Origin of the sequence: Nostoc sp. (assembly GCF_036916985.1) — a bacterium.
In the GTDB taxonomy this organism is placed as follows: domain Bacteria; phylum Cyanobacteriota; class Cyanobacteriia; order Cyanobacteriales; family Nostocaceae; genus Nostoc.
In genome coordinates this window covers 66,784-83,620 of record NZ_JBALFD010000006.1, presented here as the reverse complement: position 1 = coordinate 83,620, position 16,837 = coordinate 66,784, and the positions used below count along the sequence as shown (strand labels likewise).

The window sequence follows — 16,837 nt, the reverse complement described above, 5'->3', positions numbered from 1 at the left end:
TACGTAGGGTGCGTTACGCCAAAGGCTAACGCACCAGTTAACGATTTAGGTGCGTTAGGCTACGCCATAACACACCCTACAGATACTTAGATTTTTTCAGAAATCAAATCACACTCCTATAGTTAAATCAAAATTTGGGTACAACTAACTAGTCATACTGCTATTAGCATTGACATTGCCCAATACATAAGGTAATACAAATTTTTATTCGTTATAGTTTGTGAATTTTTAATTACTAAAAATATGATTATTAGAGTTTTACTCCGCTTTCACTATAAAATTCTCCATCTCTTCTTTAGCATCCTTGGCGGTAGCCTGCGGCAAGCCGTTCGCGTAGCGTCTCGTAGAGAAGCGTCTACGTTAAAAAAAATTGTACATTCCTCCAATCACAAGAGAACAATACAGTTTCTTCTACTCTTTACATTTACATTGGCAATGACAGGGTGTAACTTCTTTGGTATCAACTCAACCAAAGAACAACTCCCAGTAGTCTCTCCACTCACACCACCAAAATTACCAGACTGGATTGAACAAATTAGTCCCATTGGAGATGCCAAACCTCTTAACCAAATCCGCATCCGTTTTAAAGAGGCTTTAATCCCAGTTGAAAGCCTTGATAGCCCAGAACAGCAACAATTATTACAAAAATTTGCCCTTTGGCCGCCTTTACCCGGTCAATTTCGCTTTTTAACACCGCGTATGGTGGGTTTTCAAGCTGATAAAGCCTTGCCAATAGCGACAAGATTTCAAGTCACCATCAAAGCGGGTTTAGCAGACTTAAAAAATCATCGCCTAGACAAAGATTTACCTTGGACTTTCAATACCGAATCTATCAACCTGACTAATTTACCCGGTGTCAATCCCATTGAAAAAGCTGATATTGAGCCAATTGATTTACAACAGAAGTTACAGTTTACTTCCAATGTCGAATTAGATTTAAATTCTGTACAAGAACATTTACAGTTAACCCCTGAAGGAAAAAACAAGGGTGTAGGTTTCAAAGTCGAATTAAACAAAGAAGAAAAACCATTAAAAAATGAAGAAGAACCTTTAGAAAAATTTGACCCTTCAGCACGCAATTGGATTTATAACCTCATCCCCCAAGAAAATCTCGAAAAAGCAACCCGTTATCGTCTGGTATTTTCTCCTGGAATACGTCCGGCTTATGGCAATCTACCTACAGAAAAAGAATTTGCTACTAAGTTAGCAACTTATTCGCCTTTGGCATTTCAGAAAATTAACTTTTATGGACAGCCAGATTCAGGGGGAACTTTTGGAAGATTTGTTAAAGGTAGTCCGCAGCTAGAATTTAATAATGTTTTATTGCCAGATTCAGCTAAAGAAAATATTACAATTAATCCCGCACCAAAAGAGATTGCGAGAATTATCCAAATCAATGATGAAGATAAAATTGTCGGCATCAATCCTTATGCGCTAGAACCTGCCAAGACTTATACAATTACTATCGGCGGGAATCTCAAAGATAAATTTGGGCAGACTTTGGGTAAACCTCTAACACTTAAATATGATACTGGAGATTTAGCTGGGGATATCTGGGTGCCATCAGATTTGAATATTTTCCCTACCGGTAAAGATTTACAGCTAAATATTAGTACGGGAAATCTGCCAGAATCTAAATATAAAGCCGCTTATCGAGTAGTTAAGCCGACAGATTTAGTTTATTTTAATAATGGTAGTGATTTATTACCACAACCTTCTGAATGGCAAAGCTTTCAGGTATCAGGTAAAAAAAATCAATCAGTTGATATTGCTGTTCCTCTGCGGGAAAAAATTAATGCAGCTACGGGAATGTTAGCTTATGGAGTCCAAGCCCGCACGAATAAATATCAGGATAATGGTAAAGAACTGTGGCGTGAACCTACGACTTATGGCTTAGTTGAATTGACAAATTTGGGCGTATTTACTCAGTGGTTTCCTGAGTTAGGGTTAATTCGCGTCAATCATCTTACAGATGGTTCGCCAGTTAAAAATGGGGCTATAGAAATTTATCAATCCAAATTACAAGCAAAATCTCGCCCTGAAGCAGTACCTTGTGCAACAGGTAAAACTGATGAAAATGGAATTTTCAGAATTGTTCGTGAAGGATTACAGCAATGTTATTCTGGGAATGAAAGCTCTAGTAAATCACCACAATTATTAGTAATTGCCCGTGAAAATCAAGATTGGGCATTCGCTAGAACTGAAGAATACAGCGGCGTTTATGGCTATGGTATTGATGCAGGTTGGCAAGATGCTAAACCTGAATCACGTGGGGTAATTTTTTCGGATAGACAATTGTATCAACCAGGTGAAAAAGCTTGGTTGACTGGTTTCGCTGACTTTTTACAAAATGGCGCGATTCAACAAGATAAAAATGCTGCCTACCACTTAACTTTGGTAAATCCTGATGGACAAAAAACCAGCTTAGGTACACAAACCACAAATGAATTTGGCACATTTTCTCTGGAATTGCCAATCAAAACTACTCAGCGCTTAGGCTACTATACAATCCAGGCGAAGGGGAAGAATGGACAAGAAATTTCTGGAGAATTTCGGGTAGCTGAATTTAAGCCACCGAATTTTAAAGTCGAACTTAACTTAGATAAAGAATTTGCTCTCATTGACGAGAAAGTTAATATTAATGCTACAAGCAATTATTTATTTGGCGCACCTGTAGAAGGTGGAGAAGCAAAATATTTTATCACTCGCCAGCAAGCAAATTTTGTTCCTAAAGGTTGGGAAGAATTTACTTTTGGTAGGCAATGGTTATGGCCAGAGGAAACTCCTAGTATATCTAGTGATGTCTTGCAAACTAATGCCCAGTTAGATGCTAATGGTAAAAGTAGTCAGACGGTGAATGTGGCTAATGATTTACCATATCCGATGACTTATCAGGTAGATGTACAAGTTGCAGATGTTTCTAATTTGTCTGTAGCCAATTCCAAAACTTTTACAGCCTTACCAAGTAATCGCCTCATCGGCTTAAAAAGTAATTTCATCACCGATGCTGGCAAGGCTTTTCCCATTGAAGTGATTGTTACTGACCCTACAGGAAAACCGATCACAGGTCAACGAGTCCGGGTAGAATTACAGCAGATAAAATATAGCAGCGTCACGCAGTTAGTTGAAGGTAGCCGAACACCAAAAAATCAAGTCGAATATAAAACAGTAGGACAAGTAGAAATTACATCTGCTAGTAACCCGCAATCAGTAAGTTTAACAGCACCGGAATCTGCTTCATATCGGATTAGAGTTAATTTTAGCGATGCCAAAAGCGAATTAAGTGCGACAGATTTACAAATTTGGGCAACTGGAGGAAATTCTGTATTTTGGGGTTCTAGAGAAAAAGATGTCTTAGAAGTTAAATTAGATAAAAAAGAGTTTAAACCTGGTGAAACTGCTACTGCACTAATTCAATCTCCCTATCCAGAAGCAGAATTGTATTTTGCTGTAATTAAAGATAAACCCCTTTATCAGCAAATTATCAAAGTTCACGGAGGCGCACCACAAATTCAGTTTCAAGTCACGCCAGAAATGCTACCTAATGCAGCCATTGAAGCTGTCTTAGTGAGACAAGGTAAACCCATAAACCAAGTGGAACCGGGAAGTTTAGATAACTTGGTGAAGATTGGTTTTACACCTTTTAAAGTTAAGTTAGAGGATAAGTATTTAAAACTGCAAGTTAAGCCAGTGCAAGCATCACTAGAACCTGGTGCAGAAGAAACAGTACAACTAGAACTGAAGGACAATCAAGGAAACCCCACCAAAGGACAGTTTACAGTCATGGTGGTAAATGAAGCGGTGTTACAACTTTCTGGTTATCGTCCGCCAGATTTGGTAGATACAGTTTATGCAGAACAGACAATTTCTACCCGCTTTAACGATAATCGCGCAGATGTCATATTACAAGCACAAGATGTTGCTAAACCCAAAGGTTGGGGTTATGGTGGTGGTTTCTCAACTGGTGCAGCAAATACTCGCACCCGCACCGATTTTCAAGCCTTAGCTTACTACAACGGTTCTGTTCTCACCGATGCAAATGGGAATGCACAGATAACCTTCAAATTACCGGATGACTTAACTACATGGCGAGTGATGGCTGTGGCCACCGATGGAAATCTACGTTTCGGGAATGGGGACGCGACGTTTATCAGCACCAAGCCACTGCTAACTAATGCTATCTTGCCACAATTTGCCCGTCCAGGCGATCGCATCCTCGCTGGGTTATCTGTAACTAATAACACCGGGAATCCAGGAAATCTCTCAATTAATGGCGAACTTAGCGGTAATGTGAAGTTTGCTGACAAAAACCCCACAACAACTTCTTTACAAACCAAAGCCGAATCCGCAACTCACGCTTATCGCTTTCCAATGGTGGCGGATAGTGTGGGAGTTGGGAAAGTTCGGTTTACCACTCAGCTAAATGGTACAGCCGCAGATGCTTTTGAAGTACCTTTGGAAATTAAGCCAATTGAAATTACAGAACAAGTCGTGGAAACTGGTGTTACTGAAAAACAGGTGAAGATTCCCCTGAATGTTGATAAAAATACCTTCCCTGATGCGGGAGGTTTAGATATTCAGTTGGCGAGTACTTTGATAACGGAGATTCAAGCACCAGCCAAGCAGGTTTTAGAAGATGATGATTTGCCGTTTACTGAACCGGCGGCGAGTCAGTTAATAATTGCTGCCAACCTGCAAACTATTTCCCAAAAATATGGTCAGACTTTTGCAGAATTTAATCCTAGCCAACAGGCAAGTCAAGCAATTGAAAAGTTACAAAAACTCCAAATAGCCGATGGTGGTTTTGCAGCTTTCCCCGGACAAGAAAAATCTGACCCTTGGGTTTCTTCCTATGCAGGTGAATCTTTAGCTAAAGCCAGTCAGGTATTCCCGAATTTAGTCGATTCGGCAATGGTATCTCGCTTGAAAGCTTATCTACAAAAAGTTCTAGCAAACCCCGGAGAATACGACTTTTGTAAACAAATACTCTGTAAAAGACAACTGCAATTTAATGCTTTAATCTCTCTAGCAGAATTGGGAGACAAACGCAATACTTTCCTCGCAGATATTTATGAACAGCGCAACAACTTTGATGTAGTAACTCAAATTAAACTAGCGCGATACTTATCTCAATTCCCCGAATGGCAAGATGAATCTCAACAATTAGTCAACAAGCTGCAACAGAATATTTATGAAACTGGTCGCACAGCAGTTGTAAGTTTACCAGGTAATTGGGGATGGATGAGTTCATCTACCACGACGCAAGCGCAAGCTTTACGATTATTTATTGCCAAACAAAGTAAACCCGAAGTTATAGATAAGTTATTCCAAAGTCTTCTGGCATTGCGACGGGATGGTACATGGCAAACTAACTATAATAATGCTCAAGCATTAACAGCTTTGGTAGAATATAGCCAACTACAACCCACACCACCGAATTTTGTTGCCACAGTGGAATTAGCTGGTAATAAGTTAGGAGAAAATCGCTTTAATGGCTATCAAAATCCCAGTTTACAGCTAAATGTGCCGATGAATAAATTACCTCGTGGGCGTAATGATTTAACGCTGCAAAAATCAGGTAATGGCACTTTGCACTATTTGGTTGCTTATAATTATCGCTTGCAAGGCAATCAACCAGGCAGATTTAATGGTCTACGCATAACACGAGAAATTAGTCAAGTAAATCAAGAGAAAGTTTTGCAAAAAACAGGTCTTTATGCTTTCGATAAACCCTTGACTTTAGCCTCTGGACAAGTGTTTGATATTGGTTTAGAAATTATTGCCGATCATCCTGTGGATCATTTGGTGATCAAAGATCCGCTACCATCAGGTTTTGAGGCGGTGGATGCAAGTTTTCAGACTGCTACTGCTGCATTACAAGCAAAAGCCGATAGCTGGGAACTTGGCTTTAAGAATGTGTACCGCGATCGCATTATCGCCTACACCGACCACCTGGAACCAGGAGTTTATAGCTTGCACTACCTAGTCCGTTCTGTGACTCCTGGGACATTTTCTTGGCCTGGTGCAGAAGTTCGCTTGCAATATGCACCAGAAGAATTTGGGCGAACTGCTGAGTCTACATTGGTGGTTGAGGATAAGTCGTAACAACTATCGTCGGATTGTTCCAAGATTGTGCCCCCAGAAAATCTCTTGTTGCTCTACCATGTTTTACAACAAGTTTTTCTTTGAGGCTGAGGTAAATAATTATAGCGGTTCCCATTCAGTAGCGATCGCACCACACCATCTTCACCTTAGGGGTCAATTCTTTATCCCCCAAAAATTCATCTCACTCTCCTAAGAGTGAGGTATGGGATGAATTTTTATTTTAACAAGAATGCCCCTAAAGGAGATGATGCAACAGTATCCCCTTGAGGAGCAAAACTTGTCAATTCAATTGTTCCTATACTTTCGATTTCCCAGAGCAAGAATTATCTAGGATAAATGTGGCGTCTAGTCCCCCATCCTGGATTGACAATGGCGGCTAAATCTTCTTCAGATAATTTGCTAATTTCACTATCCAGTTCTCTGGTGTTGAAATCATAGCCACGCTCTTGAGCAATTTTGATGAAGGCTTCTGGATCATCTGTTGCTTTGAGTCTTTGCTGTAATGCTTGATCTTGTTTTACAGCTTGAAAAAGTCGAGCAGCATTTTGCTGTGTCATGACAATCAATCTCCTGTTTGAAATATCAGGTTTGAATGTGGTAATTTAACTTTTGGGTATTCACTAACTTCTGCAAAGAATTTCTAAATTATGCAATCTCACATTTGATCTTAAAACAAAGAAGAACAATGTGTTGATTTTGATAAAAAAATATAAATTTTATGCTAATCTTAATATTATTTTTTTTAAATTCAGCCCTAAGATAGTAGCAATTTTTATCTAAAAAGTATTACTTCTGATTTTTTGTAAATGCAATTTACATTTGTGCGAGTGGGCAATATCTAAGACGGACTACACCTACATCAATAACGACTGTTGGCTAATTCCTCCCCACTCTTGGAAAATGAGTTTTCATTTTCAGGCAGAGGAGACAGCAATGCCAAACCCAAAAATCCTGTTAAAGCTTGACTTGATGACTGTTAATAAAATAGTATGTTAGATTGTCTGTCTAATTCCTGCTCGGATCAGGTAGACATATTACAAAGGCTGGCAAAAGCGTCTCTATAAGAGATAAAACCAGCTACCTGTACGGCAACCTCAAGGACAATTCCATGACCTACGCAATTATTGAAACTGGCGGCAAACAAATACGAGTAGAGCCAGGTCGGTTTTACGACATTGAACTGCTTGCGATCGAACCAGATGAAAAAGTTACAATAGATTCCGTATTGCTCGTGCAGCACGATGGTGAAGTCACCATTGGACAGCCACTAGTGACGGGGGCGACTGTAGAAGGGACTGTATTGCGACATTACAGAGGTCGTAAAGTCCTGGTATACAAAATGAAGCCGAAAAAGAAAACCCGCAAAAAACGGGGGCATCGTCAGGAAATTACCAGACTTTTGATAGACTCCATCACCCTTAACGGTGCAGTATTTGCTGCCCAAGGAGAACCGGAAAAGGAAACCCCCGTTATCGATGAAACTCCTGCCGAAGAACTAGAAATCGCTGCTGAATAATAAAAGAAGTAGATACACAAGAGGAAATTATGGCTCATAAGAAAGGAACAGGTAGTACACGTAACGGTCGTGATTCTAATGCTCAACGTCTAGGTGTTAAGCGTTATGGCGGTCAAGTTGTACGTGCAGGAAACATTCTCGTGCGTCAGCGTGGCACCAAATTCCACCCTGGTAACAATGTCGGTATTGGTAGCGATGACACTCTGTTTGCCTTAATAGACGGTGTTGTAACCTTTGAGAGAAAGGGCAAAACCCGTAAAAAAGTTAGTGTTTATTTACCTGTAGCTGCTGCTGTTGAGGCGGCTCCTGCTGAAGCAGTAGCAAGTTAGAGTATTAGGGTGGGAATTATGCCCACCCTAATTGCTAGTTATAGCGTTTCCCATTCAAATGGGGTAAAACTTTATATTGAAAGGTGTAGGGAATATGCCGTGCCCCTACGGATCTACCCCACGTAAACGAGAACCCCTATAGCACTGATATGATAATCAGATTTGCATAAATATTAATTAATATTCATCTCAGTTGCTTAACTTTTACCCCTTACTTACTCTAAAAAATAAGTTCCTAACTCTTTTATTCTCTCTATCCAACCTTTTACCTCATCAGCCAGTTTATACTTCCATTGAAGTTGAAGTACTTCTCTAGTATGAGAATCATCAAATATAACTTTGTCTTTGTTTTCAAAGACTGGCGCGAGAAATTCTACTTGAGCAGCCTGGGCAAATAAAGTTGACACTTGGCTAATACTCAAATTTTCAGGCGCAGCAAGGTAATGTCCTCCTTTAGAGCCAAATCGCGCTACGCCAATATAGCAGTCTGCTAAATCTTCAACATGAATCCACGCGGTCATAAAATCTGGTGGAAATGGCTGAGAGCCTTGGTGTGGTTTCCCTGTAATGAACTGCTGAATTGCAAAATCCCAGAAACCGCCACGAGTTGGGGCTGAACCATACACTGATGAAGGATAGACAATCGAGGCGTTACCGCCATTGCTGATATATTCTTCTACTAGCCCATCTTTCAACACATTTACACCTGCTAGTAAGTCAAGACATACTAAATATTCGGGCAGTGTATAACCTTTTGGTGGAGGTGTTTCTGTTATTCGTCCTCCATTGGTGGTAATCAAAGAGAAATTCCCACTGGTTGTAATTACATGAATATCTGGTGAAACTGCACTAGCACCGTGTAAGGCGGCTTCTAATGGTATACGGTCGAAAGCGAATTGAGCTTCTTTGGTTGATTCTAGAGGCATGTGCCACGCTACATTAATTACTGTTGTAATATCATGTTTGCGAATTGCTTGTGCAACATCATTGCTGGAAATATCTGCCTCTTGAGAGCGGATTATTTCTTTGCAGAAAGGCTTTATACCCTCAATATCACTACTCGGTCGCACAAGTGCCAATGCGGCAAAATCTTCTGTCTGAGAAAACTTACGGCACAGCGCTCCGCCAATATAGCCGCCTGCTCCTATAATCAGGACATTTTTAACGGAAGAGCTTTTTTCGGATGAAAATTCTTTGTTGTTTGACATATTTGAAATTTGTAGCTAATCAGCTTTTTAATATTTCTAAAATAGCGCTTAAGACAAATGAAATATAGGCTGTGGTCTTGATTAACATAGATACCTGAGAAAATGCTGAGAATTAACTAAATTTTCTCAAGGGATAAATTTATGAAAATCATGGCTTTGTTTCAGATAGGCTTCAGTCCTAACAGAGATACTTTGGATGTTCAGGATAACTCAAACATCAGTAGTGTTATAACCGAAGACGTTATTTGATTGCAATGTAGATGCGATTGCAGTAACAAGAATCTGATGGAGTCCTTTACAAGAAGACATCTTCTTTACTCCAATAGCCTTTATAAATCTGCTTTTAGCTTAGTTTCCTCCGATCAATCAATACAAAAGAACTATCCAAAGGACGAAAGAAGACTATGAACTGGAAAATACTTTCTTTAATTGCTGGTTTGATTTTAACTACCAGTCTCACTGCTTGTTCTAGCAGTCCTGCAAGCAACAATCAAATTTCTCCTAACGCCTCTCCTGCTATGAGCAAAGACAAAGCCGGCGATGCAATGGGCAAAGATGCAATGGGTAAAGATAAAGCGGGTGATGCGATGGGTAAAGATGCAATGGGTAAAGACAAAGCGGGTGATGCGATGAAGCAATCGCCTGCTGCCACCAAACCTTAGCCACAACTAGCTTTGCATCTCACTTTTCTTGTACTGGGTACTAGTGATCTGTCCCATTAAATATAATGGGTGAACTCATTCTTAACTTTTCTTCTTTTGCGCTCTTTGCGTCCTTCTCTAACGAGACGCTGCGCGAATGCGGTTCGTTCTCTTAACCCTCAAAATTAATGGGACATACCACTAGCTCCATTCTTTCCCACTCAATCCCTGTGAAACCTGCCAATTTTAGATTTTGGGTTAGAAGACTCAATCCAAAAGTCTAACTGGGAACAATCTAAAAATCCAAAATCCAAAATCCAAAATTGGTATGATTTCATCTAAACGCAAAGTCCGCTCAACACCAAGTCAGACTTTATTATCAAAAACCTTTCACTGGATTAATATCATCAGTCTCATCTTGATGATCGCTAGTGGACTGCAAATCTATAATGCTAATCCGGTATTTGGAGGGCGTGCAGGTTGGAATTTTCCTGACTTTTTGTTGCTGGGAGGTTGGTTAGGAGGTGGGAGACACTGGCATTTTGCTGCTATGTGGCTGTTTTCAATGAATTTACTTTGGTATGGACTTTATATCTTTGCAACTCGTCGTTGGCAGCGTCGCTTTGCCGATGGCGGTGATTTAAAAGCATTGCAAGTTAGCCAGAACCCAAAGCGCAAGAATTACGCATGGCATCGTCTAGTTTATACTGCTATCATTCCAGTGCTGCTGCTGGCCATCTTGAGTGGTTTGGCAATGTACAAACCTGCTCAACTGCATTGGCTTTCTGGGCTGTTTGGTAGTTGGCAGACTTTACGGACTGTTCACTTTATCACTGTTCCCACTGTCATACTGTTTACAATTGCTCATTCCTTACTTGCCTTGAAGGTAGGAAGCATCCGTCTAGTTAAATCTATGTTCCTGTAGAGGTTCTATGAGTCTGATTCTTCCCAAACGCACATTATCCCGTCGTCGGTTACTGCAACTATCTGGATTTTCAGGGGTAAGTTTTCTTTTAGGTGGCTGTGGGACAGATTTGTTCTCAGATAATCTGCGGCAAATATCTGAGCCACTAAACCAAAGTTTTGAAGCACTCCTGCTAAGTCAAAAACTAGTACCTGAATTTTCTGTCAATGCCATAGAAGCAGACAAATTGCTGGTTAATTCCTTTAACTTCACCCCGCAAATTGATCCGGCGCGGTTTCGCCTAACGATTGATGGTGAGGTTAATAACGCGATGCAATTGAGTATGGCAGATATTCAAAAACTTCCCTTGACTTCAATGGTAATTCGCCATGTCTGTGTTGAAGGCTGGGCTGCGATCGTTCAATGGGGAGGTGTGCGATTGCGAGATTTAGTAGCGCTGGTACAGCCTAAGTCAAACGTCCGCTATGTCTACTTTAAATCTGCTGATGGCTATTATGAAAGCTGGGATATTGCCTCTGCTGTACATCCCCAAACTCTCATGGCTTATGAAAAGAATGGACAACCATTATCAGCTGATAATGGTGCGCCTATGCGCCTAGCATCTCCGATAAAACTGGGCTACAAGCAAAGCAAGTGGGTAACTCAAATTACATTTGTCAGCAACTTGTTACCTACTAAAAAAGGCTATTGGGAGGATAAGGGCTATGAGTGGTTTGCAGGGTTATAAGGTAGGCAAAAAGCTAATCTAGATCGGGTTCAACGCCTAGCGATCGCAATTGTGCAATCAACCGTTCAGTCCGTTGTCTTTCTTGTTCAGCTCGTTGACTTTCTCGTTCAGCCCGTTGGCTTTCTTGTTCTGTAGAAGTCAATACCCAATTGAGAGTCCCATCATACCACCGTAACCAGGGCTGTTCTACATCTTGATAGCGTCCCTGCCAGATACCCAAACCTAATTCTAGTTCTGGTATCCAAAGACGTGACTCTGACAATGCTATCTCAGCATAACGACCGCCATCTAATTTAAACACCCTTAATTCATATTTGTATCGATCAAATACTGCATAATAAGGCACACGTAGAATCTGCTCATATACTTCCCATTTTCCTGGTGGTTGCTTAATATCCCGCAATGTCTGCCCCAAATCTTCCTTTTCAGCGCCAGGAGACAGCAACTCAATCACAATAAAAGGGTGAACTCCCTCTTGCCAAACGACATAACTTAAGCGTAAATCACGTTGTTCGTAGAGACGGGAAACACCTAAAACGGCAAACCAATCTGGTCGCTTATGCCACAGTGGATAGCGCGGGTCATAATAAAGATTCAGATCGCTAGCAACAAATATTTCGTCGCTAGGATAATTTGGTGGACGAAAGGTTTCGTCTAACAGACGAGGTTGCAATAAATGAAACTGATCGGGCAAACCAGGCTCCTGTGGATCTTCACTGGGAAGATCATACATGGTCGGCAATACATCTTTTGGCGATCGCGGCGGGTCAGTTTGATACATCATAAAGCAGTCCTGATGATGAAACTCTCAGTTCTATTATGATTGAACGGACTTTGAATAATTAAATCCAAAATCCAAAATCTAAAAAATCTAAAATTTCGATGTTTCTTTAAATAACACTAAGCCATATTTCTCGCCAGTCGGCAAAAAGCCAATTCCTCGATAAACTGCTTGGGCTGCTTGGTTATTATCACCTGTAAATAGGATGGCACGTTTGACTAAGAGCGATCGCGCATTTAACAACGAACCTGCTACCACACTTTTAGCGTAGCCTTTACCCCGCAATTCTGGCGGTGTCCAAACTCCACCAATTTGCACAATATCAGGCAAGCTGGCATTAAAGGCAGAGTAAGCAACTAGAGTATCTCCTGCTACCAAAACCCAATGCGTAGCCGTAGCTTGACGGGCTTCAATTACGAGACGGCAAGCTGGATGCGAACTGGTGGTTTCTATTTGCCCTAAAGCTTCCACGTTATAAGCAACGCACCATTCAGTGAGTAATTCTAACTCATCTGGATGTGGTAAGCGACACTGCACTTTTGCCGATGCTAAGGCTTGGGGTATTTGTAAATCTGGCAGTGCTAGAGAAAACAAAATCTCAGATTCATCAAGTTGAGTTGTTCGGTTACTAAGTCCCAAAATGCTTTTTGTTGCTTCGACTTGTGCTGCTGGCCCGCTAATTCCAGAGATGGCACGTCCAGATTGTGCCACAACTGCTTGCACCACCTCTGATAAATAGACATCTCCAGAAATTAAATATGCGTTATCCAAAACCCTTGTAGAGACGTAGCACTGCTACGTCTCTACATTCATTTTCGGAGATGTCTAATATACAGGGGCTTGGAGTATTACCATCCCATTCCAAAAGTGGGCTGCAACTGCAACTATAGTTTCATCTATATAGGCTGCTATGTAAGTTCCTTGAAATCTGGCACCTTGGTCAAGCAGTCCCGCAGCTCGCCAATTAGAGCGCAAAAACATAGAAGTATCAGTGTGTTGCAAGAGAAATGCTTCCAACAATACTTCATCTCCAGGTTGCAGGGTTCTGAAAGTAGGCACAAAAAACTCCTGAGAAAATATACCAGGCGATTAGAAATCGCGGCTACACAAACTTTCGTCCGCCTACGCGGACTCAAAGAATTTTAAACCCACGGAGGTGGGTTTTGTCTGTATAGCCGCGAATTCCATTCGCCAGGGTAGTGGTCTGTCCCATAAAATTTGAGCGTTAAGAGAACGAACCGCATTCGCGCAGCGTCTCGTTAGAGAAGGACGCAAAGGACGCAGAGTAAGAAGGAAAGAAGAGAAATTGAATTTGATTCACCTATCAGAATTAATGGGACAGACCACTAGGTGTGTTTTTACCATACTCAGCACTCTTCATCCTGTTTCAACAGGCGTTGAACCCTCATAAATTGGCAAAGGTATTGGTAGCGGTAGATTATCTTTATCATAGAGGACTTTTAGATGTCTGCTAAACTGTTCCTCAACAAAATAGCTGCTAGAAAATTCACTTGCAAAAGAAACTTGATGAAAGTGATAATCTAAATTCAACAAATTGTAGACAAGTCTTAAAAAATAATCATCTATCCAAAAATCTACATCAAATAGTGAAATCCCATATTTTCCTTCTAACCGACGATTTAAAGTTTTCAGTAACCAAGACCATTGAGGTTTGAGGGTCGGATCGATACGATTACCAAATACAGGATTAAAAAACTGATTTACTTGAGTTGTCCTAACATCACTCACTTTAGTTAATAAATCTGCCGCATTAATGGGAGATGAATTAAACCAATAGTTAGCAACTACTAAATCATGTAAATAAGCAACTACAATTTTTGGATTTTCTTTAATAAACTGTGAACGACAAACAATTCCTCTGATTGATGGAATTCTTAAACTAATGGTTTGAGATAAAGGCAGCTTTCTAACAAAAGCATAAACTTCTAAAATTGAGGCAAAGGTGTGACAACATACGTAAGCATCTATAGTTTTATTTGCCAAGCTCTTACTGGCTTTCCGAGGATCTTCATTCACTAATCTGCAATCTTTACTGACATCTAGATCATAGAGATCAAAAAGAGTGATGATGAACCTATGAGCATTTGAACCAAATAAAGTGGAAATTCGTTTACCTTTTAAATCCTGGACAGTGTTTATCGAAGAATCTTTATGCAGAACAATATTTATATCTTGACCCAAAATATTATAAGAAGCAATCCCAATTAATTTAGAACCAAAACTTAAATCATCAAAAAATTGGCTACCATTATTTAAAAGAGCAATATCGTCTAAAATACAAATATCTAGTTCTCCCCGTTTCATCTGACGGTTCATTTCTTCCCCAGAAGCAAACGGCAGAATTTGTAACTCAAAATCTCGATTAATTTCAACATTTTTGAAAATAGCCTGTTCCAGTGATGATGCTCTCTGTAAATCAGAAATATACTTAGTTCCATACCCAGCAATAAACTGTCCTATAGAATCCCTCTGAATACCTATCCTGAGAACATTTTCCTCTTTGGGAGAACCGCTACCTAAAAATAGATTTACATTGGGTAAACTTTCTAAGTTATCTTGATCGAGTCTAAAACTTCTCACCAAACTCTCTGCGGATATTAACAATTCACTAAAGCGAGGAACATGAAGATAAATTCCATATTCATTAACATCTTGAATCGGAAAAATTAAGACTTCGTATTCAGATATTATATCAGCTTGACAAAAGTCAGGTAAAATCGTTAGCTTTTGATTTTTTGAAGCATAGTTGAGTACATCTTGATAACTTTGTAGCACTTGTACGCCACTTAATTTATTTATCAAAAATCCATTTTTAGATAGCTCCTGATGAACCTCGTCTAAAAGTACAACATCAGCCAGATCGATATCATTTATTTTAACTAAGCTACGCTCATTGAGATATTTACTTGCTCCAAAGGATACCAACAGCATTTTATGAGTTGTTAATCTAGTGCAGTGGTGTTCTTCTTTATATCCAGCGCAACTGTTGAGCAAGAGATCCATTTCTATGAGTTGAGAATTTGAAAAAAAGCTGCTATCTTTAACTGCAATCTCTTTAATATTTCTACCCGGAAAACAAAGCTGAAATCGCTGCAAATATTGTTGGAACCAGACTTCTAAAATTAAATTAGTAGCTCCCAATGTCAAATCTTCGCCCTCGGCGCTAAATGTTGCCTGAAATTCTTCTTGCAGATTTTCTACAGTTTCTACTACATTAAGTGTCTGGGAAATCAATTTCTTGCCTTTATTAGTCAAGCATATAGAGCCAGGAGAGCGATTTAGGAGAATTACTCCGAAATAATCCTCTATTTGTTTGACTTTTTTACTAATTAATGCTTGACTATATCCTAGCTTTTGGGCGGCTTTTGAGAAGCTACCACAGTCATCTACTGCTTTTAAGATTTTCAGGTGATTTAGGGTAATGTCTTCGAGTTTAATTTTATTCATGCTAGGTAAGGCAAGATTTTTAACTACAATGTAATTAAGCTACTCTGTTGTGCATATTCGGAAATAACTAGTTTGTGAAAGCGAATAGTGTCTTCCAACATAGATTCAAATTTGAGTACTATTAAGTCAACGCCAACGGCTTCGTATTCTTTCAGACGGTTGATAACAGTATAGCGATCGCCAACCAGTTGAGCAGATAAACCAAGATTGGCTTCAATGGTTTGACTGATATCTAGTTTGTTGTGGGCAACTACGTTAGGATCGATTTGCTCTTGAAAGTACTTAATCTGCTCTTGATCGGCAGAACGATAAATCGCTTCTAATCTGGCTTCGGCTTCGGCAGTATGTTCACGAACGATCGGAAAGGCACTCATTGCTACTTTAATCTGACGACCGTAGCGATCGCTAGCCAATGTTTTCACTTTCTGCACCAATGCTGCCGTTTTTTCAGGATCATCAGCATTGATAAATAAATAATCTCCCAGACGAGCCGCTAAGTTAATCGCCCTGTCTGATTCCCCAGCAATGAAAATAGGTGGTGTTGGTGTCGGCTGATCTGGGAGAATACCACCCTTAATAGTGTAGTATTTGCCCACATAATTAAAGCCTTCGACTGTCCACAGCCCCTTGATTACCTCAATATACTCTTCTAATCGCGCGTAGCGATCGCTGTGAGGTAGCCAGATATCTCCATAGCTTTCTACTTCTAATTTCCACCAACCTGCAATCCCACTGAGAGCAAATCTGCCGTTACTAAGTTGATTTTGAATGTTTGCACTCAAATTGGCCACCACCGCAGGTAGTTTAAAACCAGGTTGTATAGCCGCAACAATCTTGATCTTCTTGGTGTTCAAACTTGCTAAAGCTGCTGTAATCCAAGCGTCAGCGACATTATAGCTAGGCCCATGAACTGCATTTAAGTAATGTTCAGGAATGTAATAGAAGTCATAACCTAACTCGTCTGCCTGAACTGCAAGTTTTACTAAATCTTGGGTAGATAAATTAGCCTCATGGTTGACAACCCGCAACCATCCACCACAAACCGGCGACCAAATTCCAAACTGAAGCGGCATAAATATTTTTCCTGTGCTTTTTTTTACGAGGCATCAACTAAACTACGGTATCTATATCTTTTTA

Annotated in this window: 13 protein-coding genes; 6 read left to right on the top strand and 7 right to left on the bottom strand. The window is 40.1% G+C overall.

What is annotated here, in order from left to right; genetic code table 11:
• Positions 1-435: 435 nt before the first annotated feature.
• Complete coding sequence (locus tag V7L07_RS01230; RefSeq protein WP_335054304.1) at positions 436-6,105, top strand: alpha-2-macroglobulin family protein; 5,670 nt, start codon at positions 436-438, stop codon at positions 6,103-6,105.
• Between the two features lie 323 nt (positions 6,106-6,428).
• Here V7L07_RS01230 and V7L07_RS01225 read toward each other — a convergent pair whose 3' ends face one another.
• A complete protein-coding gene (locus V7L07_RS01225) occupies positions 6,429-6,662 on the bottom strand; it encodes a Nif11-like leader peptide family natural product precursor (RefSeq protein ID WP_334780106.1) in 234 nt (77 codons plus the stop codon).
• Positions 6,663-7,213: 551 nt separating this feature from the next.
• Between V7L07_RS01225 and rplU the strand changes: the two genes are divergently transcribed.
• Positions 7,214-7,621 carry a 50S ribosomal protein L21 gene (gene rplU / locus V7L07_RS01220; protein WP_335054302.1) on the top strand — a complete coding sequence of 136 codons (408 nt, stop codon included), beginning with the start codon at positions 7,214-7,216 and terminating at the stop codon, positions 7,619-7,621.
• A 29-nt stretch (positions 7,622-7,650) separates the two neighbouring features.
• Positions 7,651-7,950 carry a 50S ribosomal protein L27 gene (gene rpmA / locus V7L07_RS01215; protein WP_334780104.1) on the top strand — a complete coding sequence of 100 codons (300 nt, stop codon included), beginning with the start codon at positions 7,651-7,653 and terminating at the stop codon, positions 7,948-7,950.
• Between the two features lie 215 nt (positions 7,951-8,165).
• Here rpmA and V7L07_RS01210 read toward each other — a convergent pair whose 3' ends face one another.
• Positions 8,166-9,158: a hypothetical protein gene (locus tag V7L07_RS01210; protein WP_335054300.1), complete on the bottom strand. Its 993-nt coding sequence runs from the start codon at positions 9,156-9,158 to the stop codon at positions 8,166-8,168.
• Between the two features lie 404 nt (positions 9,159-9,562).
• Between V7L07_RS01210 and V7L07_RS01205 the strand changes: the two genes are divergently transcribed.
• The 3 genes from V7L07_RS01205 (at position 9,563) to V7L07_RS01195 (ending at position 11,451) form a co-directional block, all read left to right on the top strand.
• Positions 9,563-9,820, top strand: coding sequence for a hypothetical protein (locus tag V7L07_RS01205; RefSeq protein ID WP_335054298.1), 258 nt, complete (start codon positions 9,563-9,565; stop codon positions 9,818-9,820).
• 307 nt (positions 9,821-10,127) lie between these two features.
• Positions 10,128-10,724 carry a cytochrome b/b6 domain-containing protein gene (locus V7L07_RS01200; RefSeq protein WP_335054296.1) on the top strand — a complete coding sequence of 199 codons (597 nt, stop codon included), beginning with the start codon at positions 10,128-10,130 and terminating at the stop codon, positions 10,722-10,724.
• A gap of 7 nt (positions 10,725-10,731) precedes the next feature.
• On the top strand, positions 10,732-11,451 hold the full coding sequence (locus V7L07_RS01195) for a molybdopterin-dependent oxidoreductase (RefSeq protein ID WP_335054294.1): 720 nt from the start codon (positions 10,732-10,734) through the stop codon (positions 11,449-11,451).
• A 13-nt stretch (positions 11,452-11,464) separates the two neighbouring features.
• Here V7L07_RS01195 and V7L07_RS01190 read toward each other — a convergent pair whose 3' ends face one another.
• From V7L07_RS01190 to V7L07_RS01170, 5 genes are all read right to left on the bottom strand, one after another.
• On the bottom strand, positions 11,465-12,232 hold the full coding sequence (locus V7L07_RS01190) for a Uma2 family endonuclease (protein ID WP_335054425.1): 768 nt from the start codon (positions 12,230-12,232) through the stop codon (positions 11,465-11,467).
• 90 nt (positions 12,233-12,322) lie between these two features.
• The gene (locus V7L07_RS01185; RefSeq protein ID WP_335054292.1) at positions 12,323-13,003 is read right to left on the bottom strand and encodes a GNAT family N-acetyltransferase; all 681 of its coding nucleotides are present in this window, start codon (positions 13,001-13,003) and stop codon (positions 12,323-12,325) included.
• Between the two features lie 54 nt (positions 13,004-13,057).
• Entirely contained in the window at positions 13,058-13,291 is a 234-nt protein-coding gene (locus V7L07_RS01180) for a hypothetical protein (protein ID WP_335054290.1), read from the bottom strand.
• A 318-nt stretch (positions 13,292-13,609) separates the two neighbouring features.
• Entirely contained in the window at positions 13,610-15,700 is a 2,091-nt protein-coding gene (locus V7L07_RS01175; protein WP_335054288.1) for a LysR family transcriptional regulator, read from the bottom strand.
• A 23-nt stretch (positions 15,701-15,723) separates the two neighbouring features.
• Positions 15,724-16,773 (bottom strand): LLM class flavin-dependent oxidoreductase, encoded by a 1,050-nt coding sequence (locus V7L07_RS01170; RefSeq protein WP_335054286.1) that lies wholly within the window; start codon positions 16,771-16,773, stop codon positions 15,724-15,726.
• Positions 16,774-16,837 lie beyond the last annotated feature (64 nt).

Excerpts from the sequence above, each read along its gene's own strand:
- V7L07_RS01230 (WP_335054304.1), top strand. The coding sequence starts at position 436 with ATGACAGGGTGTAACTTCTTTGGTATCAACTCAACCAAAGAACAACTC.
- V7L07_RS01225 (WP_334780106.1), bottom strand. The coding sequence starts at position 6,662 with ATGACACAGCAAAATGCTGCTCGACTTTTTCAAGCTGTAAAACAAGAT.
- rplU (WP_335054302.1), top strand. The coding sequence starts at position 7,214 with ATGACCTACGCAATTATTGAAACTGGCGGCAAACAAATACGAGTAGAG.
- rpmA (WP_334780104.1), top strand. The coding sequence starts at position 7,651 with ATGGCTCATAAGAAAGGAACAGGTAGTACACGTAACGGTCGTGATTCT.
- V7L07_RS01210 (WP_335054300.1), bottom strand. The coding sequence starts at position 9,158 with ATGTCAAACAACAAAGAATTTTCATCCGAAAAAAGCTCTTCCGTTAAA.
- V7L07_RS01205 (WP_335054298.1), top strand. The coding sequence starts at position 9,563 with ATGAACTGGAAAATACTTTCTTTAATTGCTGGTTTGATTTTAACTACC.
- V7L07_RS01200 (WP_335054296.1), top strand. The coding sequence starts at position 10,128 with ATGATTTCATCTAAACGCAAAGTCCGCTCAACACCAAGTCAGACTTTA.
- V7L07_RS01195 (WP_335054294.1), top strand. The coding sequence starts at position 10,732 with ATGAGTCTGATTCTTCCCAAACGCACATTATCCCGTCGTCGGTTACTG.
- V7L07_RS01190 (WP_335054425.1), bottom strand. The coding sequence starts at position 12,232 with ATGTATCAAACTGACCCGCCGCGATCGCCAAAAGATGTATTGCCGACC.
- V7L07_RS01175 (WP_335054288.1), bottom strand. The coding sequence starts at position 15,700 with ATGAATAAAATTAAACTCGAAGACATTACCCTAAATCACCTGAAAATC.
- V7L07_RS01170 (WP_335054286.1), bottom strand. The coding sequence starts at position 16,773 with ATGCCGCTTCAGTTTGGAATTTGGTCGCCGGTTTGTGGTGGATGGTTG.